This window comes from Streptomyces sp. NPDC001933 (assembly GCF_042890955.1).
Classification (GTDB): Bacteria; Actinomycetota; Actinomycetes; order Streptomycetales; family Streptomycetaceae; genus Streptomyces.
Genome location: NZ_JBIASS010000013.1, coordinates 217,770 through 239,315, shown reverse-complemented (window position 1 = coordinate 239,315; position 21,546 = coordinate 217,770). Strand labels below are relative to the sequence as shown.

20 protein-coding genes are annotated in these 21,546 nt (G+C 71.6%); 7 read left to right on the top strand and 13 right to left on the bottom strand.

The annotated features are described in order from the left end of the window. Nucleotides 1-133 precede the first annotated feature (133 nt). Complete coding sequence (locus ACFYY7_RS29255) at nucleotides 134-457, top strand: plasmid stabilization protein (protein ID WP_388666042.1); 324 nt, start codon at nucleotides 134-136, stop codon at nucleotides 455-457. Nucleotides 458-545: 88 nt separating this feature from the next. On the opposite strand, the gene ACFYY7_RS29250 is transcribed toward ACFYY7_RS29255, so the two are convergent. From ACFYY7_RS29250 to ACFYY7_RS29220, 7 genes are all read right to left on the bottom strand, one after another. Further along, entirely contained in the window at nucleotides 546-2,951 is a 2,406-nt protein-coding gene (locus ACFYY7_RS29250; RefSeq protein ID WP_388666040.1) for a phosphoketolase, read from the bottom strand. 19 nt (nucleotides 2,952-2,970) lie between these two features. Further along, nucleotides 2,971-4,389 (bottom strand): NADP-dependent succinic semialdehyde dehydrogenase, encoded by a 1,419-nt coding sequence (locus tag ACFYY7_RS29245; protein ID WP_388666039.1) that lies wholly within the window; start codon nucleotides 4,387-4,389, stop codon nucleotides 2,971-2,973. Nucleotides 4,390-4,575: 186 nt separating this feature from the next. Continuing rightward, nucleotides 4,576-5,079: an ATP-binding protein gene (locus ACFYY7_RS29240; protein WP_388666037.1), complete on the bottom strand. Its 504-nt coding sequence runs from the start codon at nucleotides 5,077-5,079 to the stop codon at nucleotides 4,576-4,578. 174 nt (nucleotides 5,080-5,253) lie between these two features. After that, on the bottom strand, nucleotides 5,254-7,353 hold the full coding sequence (locus ACFYY7_RS29235) for a xanthine dehydrogenase family protein molybdopterin-binding subunit (RefSeq protein ID WP_388666035.1): 2,100 nt from the start codon (nucleotides 7,351-7,353) through the stop codon (nucleotides 5,254-5,256). Between the two features lie 110 nt (nucleotides 7,354-7,463). Further along, on the bottom strand, nucleotides 7,464-8,450 hold the full coding sequence (locus tag ACFYY7_RS29230) for an FAD binding domain-containing protein (RefSeq protein ID WP_388666033.1): 987 nt from the start codon (nucleotides 8,448-8,450) through the stop codon (nucleotides 7,464-7,466). Further along, on the bottom strand, nucleotides 8,447-9,013 hold the full coding sequence (locus ACFYY7_RS29225) for a 2Fe-2S iron-sulfur cluster-binding protein (RefSeq protein ID WP_351258598.1): 567 nt from the start codon (nucleotides 9,011-9,013) through the stop codon (nucleotides 8,447-8,449). Before ACFYY7_RS29225 ends, ACFYY7_RS29230 begins: the two co-directional genes overlap by 4 nt. A gap of 115 nt (nucleotides 9,014-9,128) precedes the next feature. Continuing rightward, nucleotides 9,129-9,518, bottom strand: coding sequence for a hypothetical protein (locus ACFYY7_RS29220; RefSeq protein WP_388666030.1), 390 nt, complete (start codon nucleotides 9,516-9,518; stop codon nucleotides 9,129-9,131). A gap of 218 nt (nucleotides 9,519-9,736) precedes the next feature. Between ACFYY7_RS29220 and ACFYY7_RS29215 the strand changes: the two genes are divergently transcribed. Both ACFYY7_RS29215 and ACFYY7_RS29210 read left to right on the top strand, forming a co-directional pair. After that, nucleotides 9,737-10,069, top strand: coding sequence for a DUF6479 family protein (locus tag ACFYY7_RS29215; RefSeq protein ID WP_388666027.1), 333 nt, complete (start codon nucleotides 9,737-9,739; stop codon nucleotides 10,067-10,069). A 136-nt stretch (nucleotides 10,070-10,205) separates the two neighbouring features. Further along, a complete protein-coding gene (locus tag ACFYY7_RS29210; RefSeq protein WP_388666024.1) occupies nucleotides 10,206-11,033 on the top strand; it encodes a VOC family protein in 828 nt (275 codons plus the stop codon). A 27-nt stretch (nucleotides 11,034-11,060) separates the two neighbouring features. Here the strand turns inward: ACFYY7_RS29210 and ACFYY7_RS29205 are convergent, their stop codons facing one another. Further along, entirely contained in the window at nucleotides 11,061-11,573 is a 513-nt protein-coding gene (locus ACFYY7_RS29205; RefSeq protein WP_388666021.1) for a DUF6328 family protein, read from the bottom strand. A gap of 213 nt (nucleotides 11,574-11,786) precedes the next feature. On the opposite strand from ACFYY7_RS29205, the gene ACFYY7_RS29200 reads away from it, so the two are divergent. Beyond that, the gene (locus tag ACFYY7_RS29200; protein WP_388666018.1) at nucleotides 11,787-12,176 is read left to right on the top strand and encodes a VOC family protein; all 390 of its coding nucleotides are present in this window, start codon (nucleotides 11,787-11,789) and stop codon (nucleotides 12,174-12,176) included. Between the two features lie 72 nt (nucleotides 12,177-12,248). Here the strand turns inward: ACFYY7_RS29200 and ACFYY7_RS29195 are convergent, their stop codons facing one another. From ACFYY7_RS29195 to ACFYY7_RS29175, 5 genes are all read right to left on the bottom strand, one after another. After that, nucleotides 12,249-12,740, bottom strand: a complete 492-nt coding sequence (locus ACFYY7_RS29195) for a GNAT family N-acetyltransferase (protein WP_388666015.1) — start codon at nucleotides 12,738-12,740, stop codon at nucleotides 12,249-12,251. A 66-nt stretch (nucleotides 12,741-12,806) separates the two neighbouring features. Beyond that, nucleotides 12,807-13,211: a DUF1992 domain-containing protein gene (locus tag ACFYY7_RS29190; RefSeq protein WP_351258588.1), complete on the bottom strand. Its 405-nt coding sequence runs from the start codon at nucleotides 13,209-13,211 to the stop codon at nucleotides 12,807-12,809. A 134-nt stretch (nucleotides 13,212-13,345) separates the two neighbouring features. Further along, complete coding sequence (locus ACFYY7_RS29185; RefSeq protein ID WP_388666012.1) at nucleotides 13,346-14,290, bottom strand: hypothetical protein; 945 nt, start codon at nucleotides 14,288-14,290, stop codon at nucleotides 13,346-13,348. A 106-nt stretch (nucleotides 14,291-14,396) separates the two neighbouring features. After that, the gene (locus ACFYY7_RS29180) at nucleotides 14,397-15,194 is read right to left on the bottom strand and encodes a tyrosine-protein phosphatase (RefSeq protein ID WP_388666009.1); all 798 of its coding nucleotides are present in this window, start codon (nucleotides 15,192-15,194) and stop codon (nucleotides 14,397-14,399) included. A 645-nt stretch (nucleotides 15,195-15,839) separates the two neighbouring features. After that, the gene (locus ACFYY7_RS29175; protein ID WP_388666006.1) at nucleotides 15,840-16,235 is read right to left on the bottom strand and encodes a molybdopterin-binding protein; all 396 of its coding nucleotides are present in this window, start codon (nucleotides 16,233-16,235) and stop codon (nucleotides 15,840-15,842) included. Between the two features lie 218 nt (nucleotides 16,236-16,453). Between ACFYY7_RS29175 and mutA the strand changes: the two genes are divergently transcribed. From mutA to meaB, 3 genes are read left to right on the top strand one after another with little or no spacing between them, the layout of a single operon-like run. Continuing rightward, a complete protein-coding gene (gene mutA, locus ACFYY7_RS29170; RefSeq protein ID WP_388666002.1) occupies nucleotides 16,454-18,313 on the top strand; it encodes a methylmalonyl-CoA mutase small subunit in 1,860 nt (619 codons plus the stop codon). Beyond that, nucleotides 18,313-20,514 (top strand): methylmalonyl-CoA mutase, encoded by a 2,202-nt coding sequence (scpA, locus tag ACFYY7_RS29165; protein ID WP_388665999.1) that lies wholly within the window; start codon nucleotides 18,313-18,315, stop codon nucleotides 20,512-20,514. The genes mutA and scpA overlap by 1 nt, the downstream gene beginning before the upstream one ends. 12 nt (nucleotides 20,515-20,526) lie before the next feature. Beyond that, a complete protein-coding gene (gene meaB, locus ACFYY7_RS29160) occupies nucleotides 20,527-21,546 on the top strand; it encodes a methylmalonyl Co-A mutase-associated GTPase MeaB (protein ID WP_351258578.1) in 1,020 nt (339 codons plus the stop codon).

Below are 21,546 nucleotides of genomic sequence, written 5' to 3'. Positions count from 1 at the left end.
AGGACCGGCGCGACGCCGGACCCCCTCCCCTGGGCCCGCATGCCTCAGGCGTGCGGGCCCAGGGGCGCGCTGGGAGACTGAGGAGGGGCCGCCGGGCCCCGGGGCAGGTCCCGGAGAAAGGGGTGACCCCACCATGCCACGCGGATCCAACGCCAAGCGGGAACGGCAGTACGAGCACATCAAGGAGAGCGCGCAGGAGCGCGGGGTCAGCGAGGAACGGGCCGAGGAGATCGCGGCCCGTACGGTCAACAAAGCGCGCGCCCGCGCCGGTGAGTCCAGGACGGCGAGCCGTACCTCCATCGAGGACATGTCGTCCTCGCGGCGCGGCGGCCTGCGTTCCCACAGCGGAGCGGAAGGGCCGACCCGCGACCAGCTCTACGAAGAGGCGAAGAAGAAGAACATCCTCGGGCGGTCGAGCATGACGAAGGCCGAGTTGGCGCGGGCCGTGGGCCGCTGAGCCGGTGCACGGGCCGTCGGCCGCTGCGCCGGTGCCGTGGGAGCCGGAGCGGTGGCAGCGAGCCGGTGCCGCGTGAACCGGGACGGTGTCATCCGCTCCAGGTCCAGTCGGTGACCTCCGGCAGGTCCGTGCCGTGTTCACGGATCCAGGCGTGGTGGCGGGTGCGGACATCCGCCATCGCCTGGCGCACCGCCACGGCGCGGACACCGAGGCCGGGCACCCGGTCGATGACGTCCATGACCAGCCGGTAGCGGTCCAGGTCGTTGCGGACCACCATGTCGAAGGGCGTCGTGGTGGTGCCCTCCTCCTTGTAGCCCCGCACATGCAAGTGCCCGTGGCCCGCGCGCCGGTAGGCGAGCCGGTGGATCAGCCACGGGTAGCCGTGGTAGGCGAAGATCACGGGGGTGTCCCTGGTGAACACCGCGTCGTACTCGGAGTCCGGCATCCCGTGCGGATGCGCCTCGCGGGGCAGCAGCCGCGTCATGTCGACCACGTTGACCACCCGTACCGCCAGTTCCGGCAGATGCCTGCGCAGCAGGTCGGCGGCGGCCAGGGTCTCCAGCGTGGGTACGTCACCGGCGCAGGCGAGCACCACGTCGGGTGCGCGGCTGCCGTCCTCCGTGCCCGCCCATTCCCAGACCCCGGCGCCGCGGGCACAGTGCGCGCGGGCCTGGTCGAGGGTGAGCCAGTCGAAGGAGGGCTGCTTTCCGGCCACGATCACATTGACGTAGTCGCGGCTGCGCAGCGCGTGGTCGGCGACCGAGAGCAGGGTGTTGGCGTCCGGCGGCAGGTAGACCCGTACGACCTCGGGGCTCTTGTCGAGGATGTGGTCGACGAAGCCCGGGTCCTGGTGGGAGAAGCCGTTGTGGTCCTGGCGCCAGACGTGCGACGTGAGCAGGTAGTTGAGCGAGGCGATGGGGCGGCGCCAGGCGAGCCGGCGGGAGGTCCTGAGCCATTTGATGTGCTGGTTGACCATCGAGTCGACGATGTGGGCGAACGCCTCGTAGCAGGAGAAGAGGCCGTGCCGGCCGGTGAGGAGGTAGCCCTCCAGCCAGCCCTGGCACAGGTGCTCGGAGAGCACCTCCATGACGCGTCCGTCGCGGGCGAGGTGCTCGTCGGTCGGCAGTATCCGTTCCTGCCAGGCCTTGGTGGTGGCGCCGTAGAGGGCGTCCAGCCGGTTCGAGGCGGTTTCGTCGGGGCCCACGACGCGGAAGTCGCGGCGCTCGGCGGTGGCGGCCATGACGGCCTCCAGCAGACCGCCGAGCACCCGGGTCGGCTCGTGCAGCACGGTGCCGGGCTTGTCGACCTCGACGGCGTGGTCGTCCAGCGGCGGGATCGGCAGGTCGCGCAGGAGCAGACCGCCGTTGGCGTACGGGGTCGAGCCGAGCCTGGCGTCGCCCTCGGGCACACAGGCGAGCACCTGGGGGCCGGGCCGTCCCGACGCGTCGAAGAGTTCCTCGGGCCGGTAGGAGCGCATCCACTCCTCCAGCTGCCGCAGGTGCTGCTCGTTGTCCCGGACCCCGGGCAGCGGGACCTGATGGGCGCGCCAGGTGCCTTCGACGGGCACCCCGTCGACCGCCACCGGCCCGGTCCAGCCCTTGGGGGTGCGCAGCACGATCATCGGCCAGTGCGGGCGTCCGGTGTCGCCGCCGGTGCGGGCGGCGGCCTGGATTTCCCGGATCCGGTCGACGGCCCGGTCCATCGCGGCGGCCATCGCCCGGTGCACGCCGACCGGGTCGTCGCCGCCGACGTACAGGGGGTCGTGCCCGTAGCCGCGCAGCAGGGCGTCGAGCTCCGTCTCGGGGAGGCGGGCGAGCACGGTGGGGTTGGCGATCTTGTACCCGTTGAGGTGGAGGACCGGGAGGACGGCGCCGTCGTGCACCGGGTCGAGGAACTTGTTGGAGTGCCAGGACGCGGCGAGCGGTCCGGTCTCGGCCTCGCCGTCGCCGATGACGCAGGTGACGAGCAGGCCGGGGTGGTCCAGGGCGGCCCCGTAGGCGTGGGTGAGGGCGTAGCCGAGTTCGCCGCCCTCGTGGATGGAGCCGGGTGTCTCCGGTGCCACATGGCTGGGCACCCCGCCGGGGAAGGAGAACTGCTTGAACAGCTTCCCCATGCCTTCGGCGTCCCGGGTGACGTCGGGGTACGTCTGCGAGTAGCTGCCCTCCAGCCAGGAGTTGGCGAGGACGGCGGGCCCGCCGTGGCCGGGGCCCCAGACGCAGAGGCCCTGGATCCCACGGGACTTGATGACGCGGTTGAGGTGGGTGTGGACCAGGTTCAGCCCGGGTGAGGTGCCCCAGTGGCCGAGCAGCCGCGGCTTGATGTCGTCCCGGGCGAGCGGCCGGGTCAGGAGCGGGTTGTCCATCAGGTAGATCTGGCCGACGGTGAGGTAGTTGGCGGCCCGCCAGTGGGCGTCGAGTGCCGCGATCTCCTCGTCGGAAGGGCCGGTCGGGCCGGTCTGGCCGGACGTGGCTACCGGGCCGGGGGCGTTGCTCATGGTGTCTCCAACCGGGGCCCTAGGGGCCGACGGGCTCGGGGCCGTACCAGACCGTGGTGGCGTTGCAGAACGCGCGGATGCCCTGCCCGGCGAGCTCACGTCCGTAGCCGGAGCGCTTCACACCGCCGAAGGGCAGTGCGGGGTGGGACGCCGTCATGCCGTTGAAGAAGACACCGCCGGCCTCCAGGTCGCGCACACAGCGGCGTGCCTCGTCCGCGTCGCGGGTCCATACGTTGGAGCTGAGGCCGAAGGGGCTGTCGTTGGCGATCGCCACGGCCTCGTCCAGCTCGTCGACGCGGTAGAGGGAGGCGACGGGGCCGAAGGTCTCCTCGTGGTGGATGCGCATGGCGGGGGTGATCCCGGCGAGGACCGTGGGGGCGTAGAACCAGCCCCGCTCCAGTTCCGGGGCCAGGCCCTCGGGCCTGCCGCCTCCGCACAGCGCTCGCGCGCCCTGCTGTACGGCGTCGTCCACCAGCTCCTCCAGGTCGGTGCGGCCCTGTTCGCTGGCGAGCGGTCCGACGTCGGTGGATTCCTGCATCGGGTCGCCGACCGTCAGGTTGCTCATGCCCACGGTGAATCGTTCGGCGAACTCCTCGTACACCTCGGTGTGCACGATGAACCGTTTGGCGGCGATGCAGGACTGCCCGTTGTTCTGCGCCCGTGCGGTCACGGCGGTGCGGGCGGCCCTGGCCACGTCGGCGGACGGCATGACGAGATACGGGTCGCTGCCGCCGAGCTCCAGGACGGTGTGCTTCACCTCGTCGCCGGCGACCGACGCGACCGAGCGGCCTGCCGGTTCGCTGCCGGTGAGGGTGGCGGCGACGACCCGGCGGTCACGCAGGATCGCCTCGACCGCCCCCGATCCCACCAGCAGGCTCTGGAAGCAGCCCGCCGGGAATCCGGCCCGGCGGAACAGGCCCTCCAGGTACATCGCCGTCTGCGGGACGTTGGAGGCGTGCTTGAGCAGGCCGACGTTGCCCGCCATGAGGGCCGGGGCGGCGAATCGTATGACCTGCCAGAGCGGGAAGTTCCACGGCATCACGGCGAGCACGGGACCGAGCGGCCGGTAATGGACGTAGGCCCGGGAGGCACCGGAGTCCCGCACATCGTCCGGGGACGGGTGCTGGTCCGCGAGGAGTTCCTCGGCGTTGGCCGCGTACCAGCGCATCGCCTTGGCGCATTTGGCGGCCTCGGCGCGGGCCGCCACGACGGGTTTGCCCATTTCGATGGTCATGGTGCGCGCGATGTCCCGCTGGTCCTCGTCGAGCAGGACGGCGGCCTGGTTCAGCAGGCGGGCCCGCTCGGCGAACCCGGTGGTCCGGTACTGCCGGTACGCGGTGGCGGCGGCGTCGAGCCGCTGCTCGATGCCCGCCTCGTCGAGCGCGTCGAATGTTCTGAGGGTCTCGCCGTTCGCGGGATTGACCGTCGCGATGGGCATGGCCGTGTCCTCCTTGCCTCGTTCCTTCGACCGTGCCGTGCCGTACGCCGCGCCGCAACGCGGGCCCCGCCGGGCGGACACCCCGTCCGGCGCGGTCCGTGCGTGCGGTGTGCACGCCGTCCGCGCCGGGAGGGGGAAACGTCCAGCGGGTACGAATGGCGGCGGTGCCGGTCCCGGTGGCCCGGCTCAGACGAGAGCGGGGTCGGATGCCGTCGCGGGCTCGATGACGGGGGCGGCGGCCGCCACGGGCGGGCGCCGGGACTCGCGCACCCCGGGCAGCGGCGGGAACCGCACCAGGTCCACGCTGTCCGGCTCCTTGGCGTACCGGGTGAACCAGACGACCTTGCCCTCGGCCGTGCGGCAGGTGCCCCAGCTGTCGCTCAGGGCCATGACCCGGCTCAGGCCACCACCGCCGTTGCTGAGCAGTCGCGGCATCTCGGAGCCGTTGTCGGCGACGGAGACCGTGAGGTGCCGCCCGGACCAGCGGAGTTCGACGACGCAGTTGTTGTCGTCACCGACATGCTGGTGGACATTGGTCAGCAGCTCCTCCACACCCCGGCATACCGGCCGGATATGGAGTTCGAGACTCCAGTGGCGGAGGTGCGCCGCGATTATTCGTCGCAGCTGGCACACACGCTCTGCCGAAACCTGGAATTCGACCAGGTAGTGCCGGTCGAGTGGAACGGTCATCGTCGAGGCTCCTCACATCGAGGCCCACTGGCTTCGCCCCGTTGAACCAACGCACCCCCGAACACGAAGAGTGAGCAGATGTCACTTCTAGGTCACTCCACAGGGTGACCCGCCGGCACCGCTCGTGCAACACGTGGGCTCTCGCCGAGAGGCCCCGGGGTGCGTCCGTCCGGGTCACAGCAGATACGGCAGCAGTGTGTCCGGGGTGAGCGGGAGACTGCGCAGCCTGATGCCGGTGGCGTGCCGGACGGCGTTGCCGACGGCCGCCGCGGCGCCGACGATGCCGATCTCGCCGATGCCCTTGCTGCCCATCGGGTTGAGATGCGGATCCTCCTCGTCGATCCAGTGCGCCTCGATCTCCGGCACGTCGGCGCAGGCCGGCACGTGATAGGTGGCGAGATCGCTCTCGGTGTAGTCACCGAAGACGGGGTCCATGGTGGCTGCCTCGGTCAGCGCCATGCCGACCCCCATGGTCATCCCGCCGATGAACTGGGAGCGCGCGGTAAGGGAGTTGAGGATGCGTCCGGCGGCGAATACGCCGAGCATCCGGCGCAGCCGCGCCTCTCCCGTCCGTGTGTGCACCGCGACTTCGGCGAAGTGGGCGCCGAACGCGTGGCGTGCATACGGGGATTGCCCGGCGGTCTCCTCATGGGTGTCGGCGGTGACGGTGAGCCCGTCGGCGGGGACCGGTCCGCTGCGCTCGCGCAACTGGCGCAGCAGCAGGGTGGCTGCCTTGTGCACGGACCAGCCCCAGGAGGCGGTGCCCGACGATCCGCCCGCCAGTGGGGCGTCGGGCAGTTCGCTGCTGCCGATGTCGACCCTGACGTTCTCCACGGGCGTGGCCAGGACGTCGGCGGCGATCTGCGCGAGCACGGTGCGGGCGCCGGTGCCGATGTCGGTGGCGTTGACCCGGATGCGGAACGAGCCGTCGGCGGCCGCGTGCGCCGAGGCGCTGGAGGCGGCGATGTACACGGGGTAGGTGGCGGCGGCGACACCCGTGCCGAGCAGCAGCGGCCCCTCCTCGCGGATCGCGGGGCGCGGATCGCGGTCGTACCAGCCGAAGCGCGCGGCGCCCTTCTCCAGACAGGCGGCCAGGCCGCGGCTGCTGAACGCGCGTCCGGAGTCCGGTTCGTTCGCCGGATCGTTGAGGATGCGCAGCTCGACGGGGTCCATGCCGAGCGCCGAGGCGAGTTCGTCCATGGCGGATTCGAGGGCGTACATGCCCGGCGCCTCGCCCGGTGCGCGCATCCAGGAGGGGCTCGGCACGTCCAGGGCGACGACCCGGTGGGTGGTGCGGCTGGTGGCGGAGCCGTACATGATCCGGGTCGGCACGGCCGCCTGCTCCACGAACTCCTTGATGGTGGAGGTGTGGGTGATGCACTCGTGGTCGACCGCGGTGAGGGTGCCGTCGAGTTCGGCGCCGAGCCTGATGTGCTGGATGGTGGGGGCACGATGGCCGACCAATGCGGCCAGCTGGCGGCGGGGCAGCGCGATCTTGACGGGGCGGCCGGTGTGGCGTGCTGCCATGGCTGCCAGGACGGTCTGCGGGCGCGGTGTGCCCTTGGATCCGAAGCCGCCGCCGACGTGCTCCGAGACGGCGGTGATCTGCTGCGGCCTCAGTCCGAAGGCGGTGGCGAGGCTGTCGCGGACCGTGGTGGAGCCCTGGCTGGAGTCGTGGACCGTCAGATGTCCGTCGTCGTCCCACTGCGCCGTCGTGGCGTGCGGTTCCATGGGGTGGTTGTGCAGGGCGCCGATGGTGTAGGTGGCATCGACCTGTACGGGTGCCGCGTCGAAGGCCCGGCCGGTGTCGCCGCGCTCCCGGACGGCGGGGTAGTCGCCATTGACGATCTGCGGGGTGTACAGGCCGGGGTGCTCCTCGGTCAGCAGGACATCGTGCCCGTCGGTCTCGTACGTGATCCTCAGCGCCTCGGCCCCTGCGCGGGCGCCCTCCGGGGTGTCGGCCACCACGAGCGCGACGGGCCAGCCCCGGTGCGGGACCCGGTCGTTCTGGAGGACGGCGAGGATCGGGTCGTCGGGCTCCTTCAGCCGGGGCGCGTCGTGGTGGGTGAGCACGGCGTGCACACCCGGCAGGGCCAGCGCCTCGTCCGCGTGGATCGCGTCGACGCGGCCGCGGGCGATCGTGGCGGGGACGGGCCACCCGTACAGACACCCCGGCGGGGTGTGCTCGGCGGCGTAGCGGGCGGTGCCCGTGACCTTGTCCCTGCCCTCACGGCGGACGACGGGGGTGCCCAGTGGTGACGGGGCCTGGCTCATGACGGGGTCCTCACGGCGGGGGCTGCGTTGGATGCGGTTGCTCAGCTGCCGGCGGGGCAGCAGAGAGGCGGTTGTCCGGCTGCCGGCGGGGCGGTGCCGGGGCCGGTCGCTCAGGTCTCGGCGGCGAGTTCGGCGAGTGCGTCGACGGCCAGGTTGCGGGCGAGGCCCACCTTGAACGCGTTCTCGCGCAGCGGCCGGGCGGCGGCGAGTTCGGCGTCGACCGCGCGCTCGAACGTCTCGTCGGTGGCCGGTGCTCCCCGCAGCAGGTCCTCGGCGGTGTGTGCGCGCCAGGGCCGGTGGGCGAGCCCGCCGAAGGCCAGCGCGGCATGCTCGATCCGGCCGCCGCGGACGCTCAGTACGGCGGCGACGGACGCGAGGGCGAAGGCGAAGGAGGCGCGGTCGCGGGCCTTGCGGTAGAGGGAGGCGGCGCTTTCCGGGCGCGGTGGCAGGACCAGCTCGGTGATGAGTTCGCCCGGCAGGATCTCGGTGTCCTGTTCGGGAGTGTCGCCCGGCAGGCGGTGGAATCCGGTGGCGGGCAGGGTCCGTCCGCCGTCCGGTCCGTACAGCTGGACGGTGGCGTCGAGGGCGGACAGCGCCACGGCCATGTCGGACGGGTGGGTGGCGGCGCAGTGCGCGGAGTGGCCTAGTACCGCGAGGTCGCGCTGGGCGCTGTCGTGGGCGGGGCAGCCGGTGCCGGGTTCCCGTTTGTTGCACGGCTTGGAGGTGTCCTGGAAGTACGGGCAGCGGGTGCGCTGGAGCAGGTTGCCGCCGGTCGTGGCGGTGTTGCGGAGCTGCCCGGAGGCGCCGGACAGCAGCGCCTGGGACAGGGCGGGGTAGCGGGTGCGTACCGCGGGATGGGCGGCCAGGTCGCTGTTGCGCACGGTCGCGCCGATCCGCAGGCCGCCGTCCTCGGTGTCGGCCACGTGGTCCAGCGGCAGCCGGCTGATGTCGATGAGCCGGTCCGGGGCCGCGACGCCGAGCTTCATCAGGTCGACGAGGTTGGTGCCACCGCCGAGGAACACGGCGCCGGGGTGGGCGGCGCGCTCACGGACCGCTTCCTCGGCGGACCGGGCGCGGAAATAGGCGAACGGTTTCACAGCGCCACGTCCTCGATCGCCTCGACGATGCGGGGGTAGGCGCCGCAGCGGCACAGGTTGCCGCTCATCCGCTCGCGGATCTCGTCGGCGTCGAGCGGCGCCGGGGCCGATACCGGTGCCCTGCGGGCGGTGGCATGGGACGGGAAGCCGTCGGCCGCCTCGCCGAGCATGCCGACCGCGGAGCAGATCTGGCCGGGGGTGCAGTAGCCGCACTGCAGGGCGTCGCGGTCCAGGAAGGCTTCCTGGAGGGGGTGGAGCCGGTCGCCGTCGGCGAGGCCCTCGACTGTGGTGACGGTGGCGCCGTCGTGGGCGACGGCGAGCAGCAGGCAGCTGTTGGCCCGCCGGCCGTCGACGATGACCGTGCACGCCCCGCACTGTCCGTGGTCGCAGCCCTTCTTCGCGCCGGTGAGGCCGAGGTGCTCGCGCAGGGCGTCCAGGACGGTGGTGCGGTGATCGAGCGTGAGCGTCCGCTCGGTTCCATTGATCTGCAGTGTCAGGGTGGAACGGTGACCGGTTGCTCCCGGCTGCTGCGCACCGTCGTCCCGCCCGCGAGAGGGGTCCACGCACTCGCACCTTTCAGGGGTGGCCTTTTGACCGTTTTCTACCAGACGTGCGACGGCTTCCCGCTTCATTGCTCCGCCACCGGGCCCTGACCCGTCGGCCGGTCGTCCCATCGGTCTACCGGCTCGACAGACGCAGCCGCACCTCTTCCTCCTGGTCGCCGGAGACGGTCCCGACGACGGTCACGTCGAAGGCGTGCGCCAGGCTCTGCCTCAGCCTCTCCACCGCCCAGTAGCCGCCCTGCACGTCGACGCTCACGGGCGCGCCCAGCGCGACCGGGCCGGAGACCACCCGGGCCTCCGTGACGTCGACGGTCACCACCCATGCGGTGGGGCGCTTGCCCGCGAGGTCCTGCGGTACGTCGACCGAGGCCCGGTCGGTGGTGAACGCGGCCCGCAGCACATCGAAGACCGTCCGCGCGTCGGCCTTCTCGCATCCGCTGATGACGACCGACACCTCCTCGGTGTACCCGCTGTCCTCCGTCTGCTTCTCCTTGATGGTGTTCACCGCGGTTCCTTCCGCTCCATGCCCCTGGGGCGATTCGGGGATGTCTCCAGGCTCACCCCGTGGCAGGGCGACGGCGACACGAGGCCACCGGAATTCGAACGGATCACGGCCCTGCGGCGCGAAGCCCGAGGCGAAACACTTTTCAGGCTATATCCACTTAAAACATGAATTCATATGAATTATTGAGTGAGGGCTCTGCCTCGGGGTATCCGGCAAGCATGGACGTTTCGAACGCAGACCTGAGTTCGCTGGCCGTCACCTTCGCCGACGGGCGAGGCGCCACCGGGGTGGTGATGGGCATTGTCGGAGTGGCTCTGGTGGCCGTACTGATCGGCGCCTTCTGGCTCGGACAGCGGCGCCGCGACCAGGAACTGCCACCGCCCAGCCCCGACGAGCAGCCACCGCGGCCGGACCACCGCAGCCACATCGAGGAACACGATGTGCACGGCGACGACCACTTCCCGCCGGACCGCCGGGGCCTTTCGCCGTACGAACTCGGCGACCACGGGAACGAGCCCATCCCCCGCGAGACCGACGAGCGGCGCGACTGACCCCGCGGACCTCCCGGCGCCGGTCCGCGGTGGGAGCGTCGCGTGTTGCGGGGGTGACTGCCAGCGGTGAGGCTGGTGGGGGTCCGCCGGCCACAGGCGTACCCAGACCTCGGAACCGATGAAGGCAGTTAGGACCATGACCGGAAGCCACCCGGGGAAGGCGCCGACACCGGCGCCGCTGACCGGATCCGCAGCGCCCTGCTGGGTCAACCTCATGACCCGTGACCTGGGAGCGGCGCAGGAGTTCTACGGCACGGTGCTGGGCTGGACCTTCCGTCCGGGCAAGCTGGGACAGGAGTTCTCGGTCGCCCGCCGGGGCGACGTACCGGTCGCCGGCATCGGCGCGGTGGCGACCGCCTACCGGGTGGCCGTGGCCTGGACGCCCTACTTCTCCGTCCCCGACGCCGACGCGGCGGCCTCGCGCATCCGTGAGCGCAGCGGCACCGTCGCCGTGGGACCGATGGCTCTCGGCAAGGGGCGCGGGGCGATCGCGGCGGACCGGGACGGTGCGGTGTTCGGGATCTGGGAGCGGACCGAGCCCGCGACCTCGCCGCCCGCGCCGGACGGCCATTCGCACGCCTGGCTCCGTCTGCACACCAGGAACGCCTTCGACGCCGCGATCTTCTACGGGCAGGTGCTCGACTGGGCGAGCGGGCGCCCGGGAGACTGCGAGGTGTCGTACGAGGGGGACGAGGTCATCGTCGAGTGCGACGGGCGACGGCTGTTCCGGATCAGCTCCGGCGCGGTGGAGGCGGCGCCCGATCCCCTGGTCCGCCCGCACTGGCAGGTGCACTTCCCGGTCACCGATGTGGTGGCCACGGTCGCGACGGCGCGGGAGCACGGCGGCAGCCTGGTCGAGCAGCGGGCGCTGGCGCAGGGCTCGGAGGCGACCCTGCTGGATCCGGACGGCGGCCTCTTCACGGTCACGGACGTCCGGGGGCTCGCGGCGGACGGTCCCGGCTGACCCGGTCGGCCCCTCGTCTGCTGCCGGTCATTTCCCGCGTACGGACGAGGAGCGGGCCAGCGCCCAGGCCGGGAAGACGAACCAGCAGATCAGGAACCACAGCGCCATCGCACCGACCAGCCACAGCGCGACGGAGTTGTGCAGGGCCACCCGCAGGATGAGCAGCAGGGCGGAGCACATGGTGCAGAACAGCAGGACGAGCCCGAGCACGGTCATCCGTGACGCCCAGGCGACCGTCTGCGGTTTGAGCCGCCGCCCGGTGAGCAGCCGGTGGTACGAAACAGGCCCGATCAGGGCGGCGGCGGTGGCCGATCCCAGCATCACCGTGACCACGTAGATGGTGCGGTCGGTGTCCGAGAGTTCGCCGAAGCGCGGCTGGAAGACGACGGCGAGCAGGAAGCCGAACAGGATCTGGACGCCGGTCTGGGCCACGCGCAGTTCCTGGAGCAGGTCGGTCCACCGCCGGTCCGCCCGTTCCTCGGGCGTCTCGTCGCGGCCGCCACGGCCCTGGGCGTCGGGAAGACGTGCTGTCGAGGTCACCGGGAGCCTCCGTCCGAATACCCGGAGTACTTCACCTTCTCCCCTCCCCCACCGTAGCCGGTCATCGGGGCCGTGGCGGTGGCCGGATCTGTTCGCCCGGACCTCGACGATCAGTTCGACCTCACCTAGGCTTTTGGTACGGCATCGCGCGTCGGTCACCGGCCGGGTGAGGCGTGGAGGTGCCCGTGAGATGCCCGTTGGAGGCATTCCACAGTGTCAGTCGAGTTGAATCACACCATCATCCACTCCCGGGACAACCGGAAGTCCGCCGAGTTCCTGGCGGACATACTGGGGCTCGAAATCGGCGAGGAATGGGGCCCGTTCATCCCGGTCACCACCGCGAACGGGGTCACGCTGGACTTCGCGACCATTCCCGAGGCCTCGATCACCGTGCAGCACTACGCCTTCCTCATCTCGGAGGCGGAGTTCGACACCGCGTACGCCCGCATCAAGGAGCTCGGGGTCGCGTACTTCGCGGATCCGCACCAGAAGCAGCCGGGCGAGATCAACCACAACGACGGCGGCCGAGGCGTGTACTTCCTCGATCCCGCCGGTCACGCCATGGAGATCATCACGCGCCCGTACGGCGGCTTCCCCTCGTAACACGGCGTCCTGACAAGGGAGTTCGGCCGGGGCTCGTGCACGCGTCCCGGCCGGGCCCCCTGTCGCCCCGGATCAGGTGACCGGCAGCAGCAGCTCGGGCCGGTCCCACATCACCGCGGGCGGGGTGGCCGCCAGGGTGCCGGTCCGCCGGGCGCCCACACTCCGGTAGAAGCCTTCGGCGGGCGGGTGCGAGACGACACGGACCCCGGTGAGGCCGGCGCTCTCCGCCTCCGCGCGCAGATGCCCGACGAGGAGCCGCCCGATGCCTCGCCCCTGCGCGTCGTCGGCGACGAACATGAGGTCGAGCTCCGGCGGCTCGAGAACGAGCGCGTAGAAACCCAGCACCCGCTCGGAGCCGGCCTCCACCGCCACGAAGACCCGATGGGTCTCGATGTAGTCGGGACCCACCCTGTATCCGGCGACCATGGCGGCGTAGTGGCCCTCGTAGGCGCGGGAGGTCCTGACCAGCCGGGTGAGCCGCTTCGCGTCCCGGACGGTGGCACGCCTGATGCCTACGGTCTCCCGCAGCGCCTCGCCACCCCGGCGCGTAATGCTCGATTTCATGGATGGAGTATTACGCATCCGGCTGCTGGACACCCACTCGCGAGCCGGCCACCGGCCCGCCGGGCGCTACGGCCGATCGCGCGCCGTGCGCCATTCGTCGACCACGGCGTCGATGTCGAACGGCTTGAGGTTCAGCGGCGGGCCCGGCGGCGGCCGCCTGATGGCCGCCGCGATCTTCTCGTTGACCTCGGACAGCATGCGCCGCACCTCGGCCTCCGTCCGTGCCTTGGACACGGATTCGGCCACGTCCTCCGCCTGCTTGCGCAGGGCCAGGGCCGGCGGGAGCACCGAGACCCCTTCGCGCTGAAGTTTCTGCTTGATCCACCAGTTCTCGTCGTAGGGAGCCCCGATGGCGTCGAGCGGCTTGCCGAACCCTGGCAACTGCGAGATGTCGCCGCGCTGCTCGGACTCCCGGATCTGCTTGTCGACCCATGACTCGAAGCTGACGCCCGCAGGCTTGCGCTCGGTCAACGTACGCCCCTCTCGGAGATTCGTAATCCGGTCCCTCCACGATACCCAGGGGCCCTCGTGAGGCTCGGCGCCCGCACGGACCCGCATCGCAACCCCCTTCGGCACAACGCCGTTCCGGGGACCGGACACCCGCCTCAGTGGGCGTGTCCGGCAGACTCCTCGGACCCGCTCCCCTGGTGCCCGTCGCCGTCGTTGCCCGGTTCCGCCACCCGGACGGTGAAGGCCGCGGTGCGCACCTTGCCCTCGTGCTTGAAGTCGAGGAAGAGCCGGTACGCCCCGGCACTGGGAGCCGTCGCGGTGAAGGACACCACCGGACCGGGGCCGCCCTCGTTCGGGTGGACGTGCAGATAGGCCAGGTCGCCCGAGCGCAGGGCGACGAGGTGCCCGTACGCACCGAGGTAGGGCTGGAGATCGGTGACGGGACGGCCGTTCCTGCTGACGGTCAGCTTCAGTTCGCCGCTCCGGCCGGCCCGGAGGTCGCCACCGAGCGCGACGCGGTAGCCGTCCACCTCGGCGGTGGCGCCCTGGGCCGGGAGAGCGGCGGGGCGGTAGGCCCCGGAGACGGCCAGATCCGCGCCCAGCGTGAGGTTCTCGGCGCCCGCGGCCGCCGGGGTGAAGTCGGCGAACACCCGGTAGCCACCCGCTTCGGGAAGGTCGACGGGGGTCGACCAGGTGCCGTCGGCCGCCCGGACGGGGTGCAGGTGCCGGTACTGGGTGAGGTCGGTGGAGGCGAGTATGAAATGCAACTCCTTGCCGTGCTCACGCTGGTAGGCGGTGACCTTGCGTCCGCTGTCGTCCTTGACGGCGAACCGGATCTCACTTCGGTCGCCGGCCCGGACCACCGGCGTCTCCAGGTCCAGCGTGTAGCCGCCCTCGGAGATCTGCAGCCCGCCGGGCGCGTGGTCCGCCACCGCGGCCTTCGCCCCGCCCTCCTCTCCCCCGGCGTGGCCACCGTGCTGCTGCGCGGGGCGGTCCTCCGCGGCCACCAGCGGGTCGACGCCCTTGCCCACTCCGTACGCGGTTCCGAAGGTCGCGGCGAGCGCGGTGGCGAAGGCGGTGATCTTCAGTGCGTTGTTCATGACAGGTCCCTCCATCGGGTCGACCGGGAGGCAGCGCTTCCCGACGCCTCACAACATACCCCCTAGGGGTATCAAGTCAACCCCGGAGCGCACCGATCACTCCGACTCAGGCAGGCACCACCAGCCCGGCACGCAGCCGCTCCAGCGCCGCTTCGGGAATGCGCAGGCCGTCGCGCGCATACCCGTCGAGTCCGCCCCAGCGCTCATCCATCGCGTCCAGCGCCGTGTCGAGGTAACGGGGGCGGACCTCGGTGATCGCGGAGGCGATCCCCGGGTCGCCGTTCGCGTCCAGGAAGTCCTGCACGTACGGCGCGAAGGCGACCCGTACCACCGGATTAACCGCGAGGAACTCGGCGCGCACGACCTCGCGGGACGCCCCGAGCATCATCAGGAGCAGGGCGGCGGCCCAGCCGGTACGGTCCTTGCCCGCCGTGCAGTGGAACAGCACCGGGCGGGCCCGGTCGTCGGCGACCGTCTCGACGAAGGCCCGGTAGGCGGCGGACGCACCCGGCGAGAGCACCATCTGCCGGTAGGTGTCCGCGAAGAGCCCCTCCGCCTTTCCGCCGCCCAGCAGCCGCTCGGCCGCGACGGGGTCGGCAAGCAGTGCGCGCAGCCGGGCGGGCGCCACACCCGGGTTGCCCCCGAGCACATCGGCGACGAACAGCCGCGCGCCAGGCGGCAGCCGGTCGGGGGCCGCGGCACGCTCGTCGGCGGTCCGCAGATCGACGACGGTACGGATGCCGAGTGCGGCCACCTGCGAGTCCTGCGCCGCGTCGAGCCCACTGAGCTGACCGGACCGCAGCACGACGCCGGCCCGGACCCGGTGGTCCGGGCCCAGGGCGATGCCACCCAGGTCGCGCAGATTGAGGACGGTGGATGCCGGGACGGCCCTGGCGGTCTGCACGATGAACTTCCCCTTTTTTCCCGACGCGTATCCGAATTCATTCGGTTTTGCCGGATCAAACGTCGCACGCAGCCGGGAAATCGACAAAGTAAAACGCCGGAGGACAATCGATCGGTGGCACTCGCAGAGATAAAGGAAATGTGAAATCGACACCGCCCCCACCCAGGTCAGGGGGCACACCACACCAATAGCGGTGTGTTCTGTGAATCCCGGCTCGAAGGGCGGCGCCGGTCGGCGCACGGACCGCCACGACGGCCCTTGAATTCCGACCAGGGAACGCAACAGAACGGAACGGATCACGCCGCGCCGCGCCGGCCGCTCCGGGGAATCCTCGCGCTCAGAGCACGACGACAGTAACTTCGTTCGCCTTGACGCTCGCCCATATGGCGGCCCCCTCGACGGGCCCCGGCTCGGCCGCCGCTTCGGGGGGGGGCGGCGAGCGCCCCGGCCAGGGCCACGCGCCGGGCCTGGCCCGGCCGCCGGAGAGCTGGGCGGGCCCGGGGTGGGCGAGGTGGCCGACGCCCAGCCGGTCGAACCATTGCTGCGCCTCGCGCCGGGCCTCCGCGCGGGCGACGCCGCCCGGTGAGGGGCGGTCGGCAGCTCGGTGACTCCTTGAAGTCGATGCGTGCCGTGGGTGACGCGCGGTCAGACGCGGTCGATATGCACGCTGGTGGACTTCACGCGGGCGGTGGCCTGCATGCCGACCTCCAGCCCCAGTTCCTCGACGGCCTCGCGGGTGAGCAGTGACACCAGCCGGTGCGGGCCCGCCTGGATCTCCACCTGGGCCGCGACGTCGCCGAGCTTCACGGCGGTGACGATGCCCGGGAAGGCGTTGCGGGCCGAGGTGTACGGGGCGTCGTCCTCGCTGCCCGCGCCCTGACCGACCTCGATGGAGAAGGCGGCCAGGTCGCGGCCGTCGATGAGCCTGCGGCCGCTCTCGTCGCGGTGGGTGGCGACCCTCCCGGCATCCGCCCAGCGGCGGGCCGTGTCGGGGCTGACCCCCAGCAGGCGTGCCGCCTGGCCGATTGTGTAGGACTGCATGTGCGACAAGATATTCGAGCTGTCATGGCAGCTGCAATCCATCCGAGTGACCTGTGGAGCAGACGCCAGATGTGTTGGAGGAACCACCGATCACCGGGTCAGGGCCGGGCCGGGGCCGGCTACGCGACGGTGGGTGAAGGATCAAGTGCGCTCCGGAGAGGGCAAGGTCACAAGCGGAACCCATGCTGCCCTCAAGCCCCCTGACCTAGCATCTGGGCATGACGGTCCTGCCTGCCGACGGGTTTTCGTTGGCCGCCGAATTCCCCGCCCCCGCCCATGAGCACTGGCAACACCTCGTCGAGGGTGTGCTGCGCAAGTCGGGCAAGGAGGCTGCGGGTCCGGCCGCCGAGGAAGCACTGTCCACCACGGTGGAGGACGGGCTCATCACCCGTCCCCTCTACACCTCGCGCGACAGCGCGCCCGATGCCGGATATCCGGGCTTCGCCCCCTTCACCCGCGGCAGCAAGGCCGAGGGCAGCGCGGCGGGCGGCTGGGACGTACGGCAGCGGCACACCCTGCCGGATCCCGCGCGTCTCAACGAGGCGGTGCTCGCCGATCTGGAGAACGGCGTCACCTCGTTGTGGCTGACCGTGGGCGGTGCCGCGGGTGTGCCGGTGTCCGCGCTGGCGGGGGCCCTGGACGGGGTCTACCTGGATCTGGCTCCCGTCGTGCTCGACGCCGGCGACGAGACCGACGCCGCGGCGAGGGAGCTGCTGCGGATCTGCGCGGAGCGGGGCATCGACCTGGGGAGCCTGCGCGGGAACCTCGGCGCGGACCCGTTCGGGCAGGCCGCCCGCAGCGGCGCCGAGCCCGATCTGCCGGACGCCGTGCACTGGGCACAGCGGTGCGCACGGGAGTTTCCCGGGCTGCGGGCGCTGACCGTCGACGCGCTGCCGTACCACGAGGCCGGCGGTTCGGCGGCCGAGGAGCTGGGCGCTTCGCTGGCGACCGGTGTCGCCCTGCTGCGGGCGCTGACCGACGCCGGACTGCCGGTCGAGGACGCCTGCGGGCAGTTGGAGTTCCGGTACGCGGCGACCGCCGACCAGTTCCTGACCATCGCCAAGCTGCGGGCCGCGCGCCGGCTGTGGTCCCGGGTGGCCGAGGTGTGCGGGGCCGCCGGTGCCGGTGCGCAGCGTCAGCACGCGGTGACGTCGTCGGTGATGATGACGCGGCGCGATCCGTGGGTGAACATGCTGCGCACGACGCTGGCGTGTCTGGGGGCGGGGGTCGGCGGCGCCGACTCCGTCACCGTGCTGCCGTTCGATCACGCGCTGGGCCTGCCGGACGCGTTCGCCCGGCGCATCGCCCGTAACACCTCGACGATCCTGCTGGAGGAGTCGCACCTGGCCCGGGTGATCGACCCGGCGGGCGGTTCCTGGTACGTGGAGCGGCTCACCGCCGAACTCTCCGATGCCGCCTGGTCGTTCTTCCAGGAGATCGAACGCTCCGGCGGTCAGGCCGCCGCGCTCCGCTCGGGGATGATCGGCGAGCGTCTGGCGGCCACCTGGGCGGCACGCAGCAAGGATCTGGCGCGGCGCAAGGAGCCGATCACCGGGGTCAGCGAGTTCCCGCAGCTCGCGGAGCGGCCTGTGGAGCGTGAGCCGTCCCCCGCCGTACCGGCCGCGCCGGGCGGTCTGCCCAGGGTCCGCCGGGACGAGGCGTTCGAGGCGCTGCGCGCCCGGTCGGACGCGCATCTCGTGGCGACCGGGCAGCGGCCGAAGGTCTTCCTCGCCGCGCTCGGCCCCGCCGCGGCGCACACCGCGCGGGCGTCGTTCGCCGCCAATCTGTTCCAGGCCGGCGGCATCGAACCGGTCCACGACCCGGTCTCGGTCGACGCGACCACGGCCGCCGACGCCTTCAGGGCCGGCGGGGCCACCGTGGCGTGCCTCTGCTCCAGCGACGCGCTCTACGCCGAGCAGGCCGAGGCGGTCGCCGGGGCACTGCGGTCGGCGGGCGCCGAGCGGGTGTTCCTGGCCGGGCGGCCCGGCGAGTACGCCGGCGTCGACGAGTACGTCTTCGCGGGCTCCGATGTGGTGGCCGTGCTCTCCTCCCTTCTCGACCGTATGGATGTGGCGTAATGCGTATCCCCGACTTCTCCGGCATCGAGCTCGGTCCGGGCGGCGCCGCCGAGGTGTCCGAGGACCAGTGGCGTGCCTCGGTGAAGGAGTCCTCCGGCAGTTCCGACGGCGATCTGCTGTGGGAGACCCCGGAAGGCATCGCGGTCAAGCCGCTGTACACCGGGCACGACCTCGAAGGGCTCGACTTCCTCGGTACGTACCCGGGCATCGCCCCGTATCTGCGGGGCCCGTACCCGACGATGTACGTCAACCAGCCCTGGACGATCCGGCAGTACGCCGGGTTCTCCACGGCCGAGGAGTCCAACGCCTTCTACCGCCGCAACCTCGCGGCCGGGCAGAAGGGTCTCTCCGTCGCCTTCGACCTGCCGACCCACCGCGGCTACGACAGCGACCACCCGCGGGTGACCGGTGACGTCGGCATGGCCGGCGTGGCGATCGACTCGATCTATGACATGCGGCAGCTCTTCGACGGCATCCCGCTGGACAGGATGACCGTGTCGATGACGATGAACGGCGCGGTGCTCCCCGTCCTCGCCCTGTACATCGTCGCCGCGGAGGAACAGGGCGTACCGCCCGAGAAGCTGGCCGGGACCATTCAGAACGACATTCTGAAGGAGTTCATGGTCCGCAACACCTACATCTATCCGCCGAAGCCCTCGATGCGGATCATCTCCGACATCTTCGCGTACACCTCGCAGAAGATGCCGCGCTACAACTCGATCTCCATCTCCGGCTATCACATCCAGGAGGCGGGTGCGACGGCCGATCTGGAGCTGGCGTACACCCTCGCGGACGGGGTGGAGTATCTGCGGGCCGGCCGGGACGCCGGTCTCGACGTGGACGCGTTCGCGCCGCGGCTGTCGTTCTTCTGGGCGATCGGCATGAACTTCTTCATGGAGATCGCGAAGCTGCGGGCGGCCCGGCTGCTCTGGGCCAAGCTGGTCAAGGAGTTCGAGCCGAAGAACGCCAAGTCGCTCTCGCTGCGCACCCATTCGCAGACCTCGGGGTGGTCGCTGACCGCGCAGGACGTGTTCAACAACGTCACCCGGACCTGTGTGGAGGCCATGGCCGCCACCCAGGGGCACACCCAGTCGCTGCACACCAACGCGCTCGACGAGGCGCTCGCCCTGCCGACCGACTTCTCCGCCCGGATCGCCCGGAACACCCAGCTGCTGCTCCAGCAGGAGTCGGGCACCGGCCGGGTGATCGACCCGTGGGGCGGCAGCGCGTACGTGGAGAAGCTGACGTACGACCTGGCGCGCCGGGCCTGGCAGCACATCGAGGAGGTCGAGGCCGCGGGCGGCATGGCGCAGGCCATCGACGCGGGCATCCCCAAGCTCCGGGTGGAGGAGGCCGCGGCCCGCACCCAGGCGCGGATCGACTCCGGACGCCAGCCGGTGATCGGGGTCAACAAGTACCGGGTGGAGAGCGACGAGCAGATCGATGTGCTGAAGGTCGACAACTCCTCGGTGCGCGCCCAGCAGATCGAGAAGCTGCGCCGGCTGCGCGAGGAACGCGACGAGGCCGCCTGCCAGGCGGCGCTGCGGTCACTGACGGCCGCTGCCGAACGTGATCCCGGCCCCGGCCTCGAAGGCAATCTGCTGGCACTGGCCGTCGACGCGGCGCGCGCGATGGCGACCGTGGGCGAGATCTCGGACGCCCTGGAGAAGGTGTACGGGAGGCACGCGGGCCAGATCCGTACGATCTCCGGTGTGTACCGCAACGAGGCAGGTGAATCCCCTTCCGTGGACCGTACCCGGGCGCTGGTGGACACGTTCGAGGAGGCCGAGGGGCGCCGTCCGCGCATCCTGGTCGCCAAGATGGGACAGGACGGCCACGACCGCGGCCAGAAGGTGATCTCGACCGCCTTCGCCGACCTGGGCTTCGACGTGGACGTCGGCCCGCTGTTCCAGACGCCGGCCGAGGTGGCGCGGCAGGCGGTGGAGGCGGACGTGCACATCGTGGGCGTCTCCTCGCTGGCCGCCGGGCACCTCACACTGGTACCGGCGCTCCGCGAGGAGCTGGCGGCCGAGGGGCGGGAGGACATCATGATCGTGGTGGGCGGGGTGATTCCGCCGCAGGACATCGAGGCGCTGCACGAGGCGGGCGCGACGGCCGTGTTCCCGCCCGGCACGGTGATCCCGGATGCCGCGTACGACCTGGTGACGCGGCTCGGCGCCGCGCTCGGCCACGAGCTGTGAGCCGCTGACCCGATGGCTCCCAGGATCGACATCGACAGCTATGTGAAGGGGGTGCTCGACGGGAAGAGGGCGCACATCGCGCGCGCCATCACTCTCGTCGAGTCCACCCGCCCCGATCACCGGGCGCTGGCCCAGCGGTTGCTGCGCGAGCTGCTGCCGCACTCCGGAGCCGCCCGGCGGATCGGCATCAGCGGCGTGCCCGGGGTCGGGAAGTCCACCTTCATCGACGCGCTCGGCACGATGCTCACCGGGCTCGGGCACCGGGTCGCGGTGCTGGCCGTCGACCCCTCCTCCAGCCGTACGGGCGGCTCCATCCTGGGCGACAAGACCAGGATGGAGCGGCTGGCGGTGGACCCGGCGGCGTTCGTGCGCCCGTCCCCCACCGCCGGAACGCTCGGCGGGGTGGCCAAGGCGACCCGGGAGTCCATCGTGGTGATGGAGGCCGCGGGGTACGACGTGGTGCTGGTGGAGACGGTCGGCGTCGGGCAGTCGGAGACGGCGGTGGCCAATATGGTCGACACGTTTCTGCTGCTGACGCTGGCCCGGACCGGCGATCAGCTCCAGGGCATCAAGAAGGGTGTACTGGAGCTGGCGGACGCGATCGCCGTCAACAAGGCGGACGGCCCGCACGAGCGCGACGCCCGCGCGGCCGCGCGTGAACTGGCGGGCGCGCTGCGGCTGATGCACCCGGTGGACGCGGCGTGGACACCTCCGGTGCTCACCTGCAGCGCCCGGGAGTCCGCCGGTCTCGACACCCTGTGGGAGCGTCTTGAGCAGCACCGGGCGCTGCTGGAGTCGACCGGGCGGCTCGCCGCGAAGCGGCGTGACCAGCAGGTCGACTGGACGTGGACGATGGTGCGGGACGAGCTGCTGGAGAGTCTGCGCGGCCATCCCGAGGTGCGCGCCCTCACGCCGGGGCTGGAACAGCGGGTGCGGGACGGGGAGTTGACGGCCACGCTGGCGGCCGAGCAGATCCTGTCCGCGTTCCGGGGCTCGGCGGCGGTCGCGGAGGCCGGTGACCCGGTGGCCTGA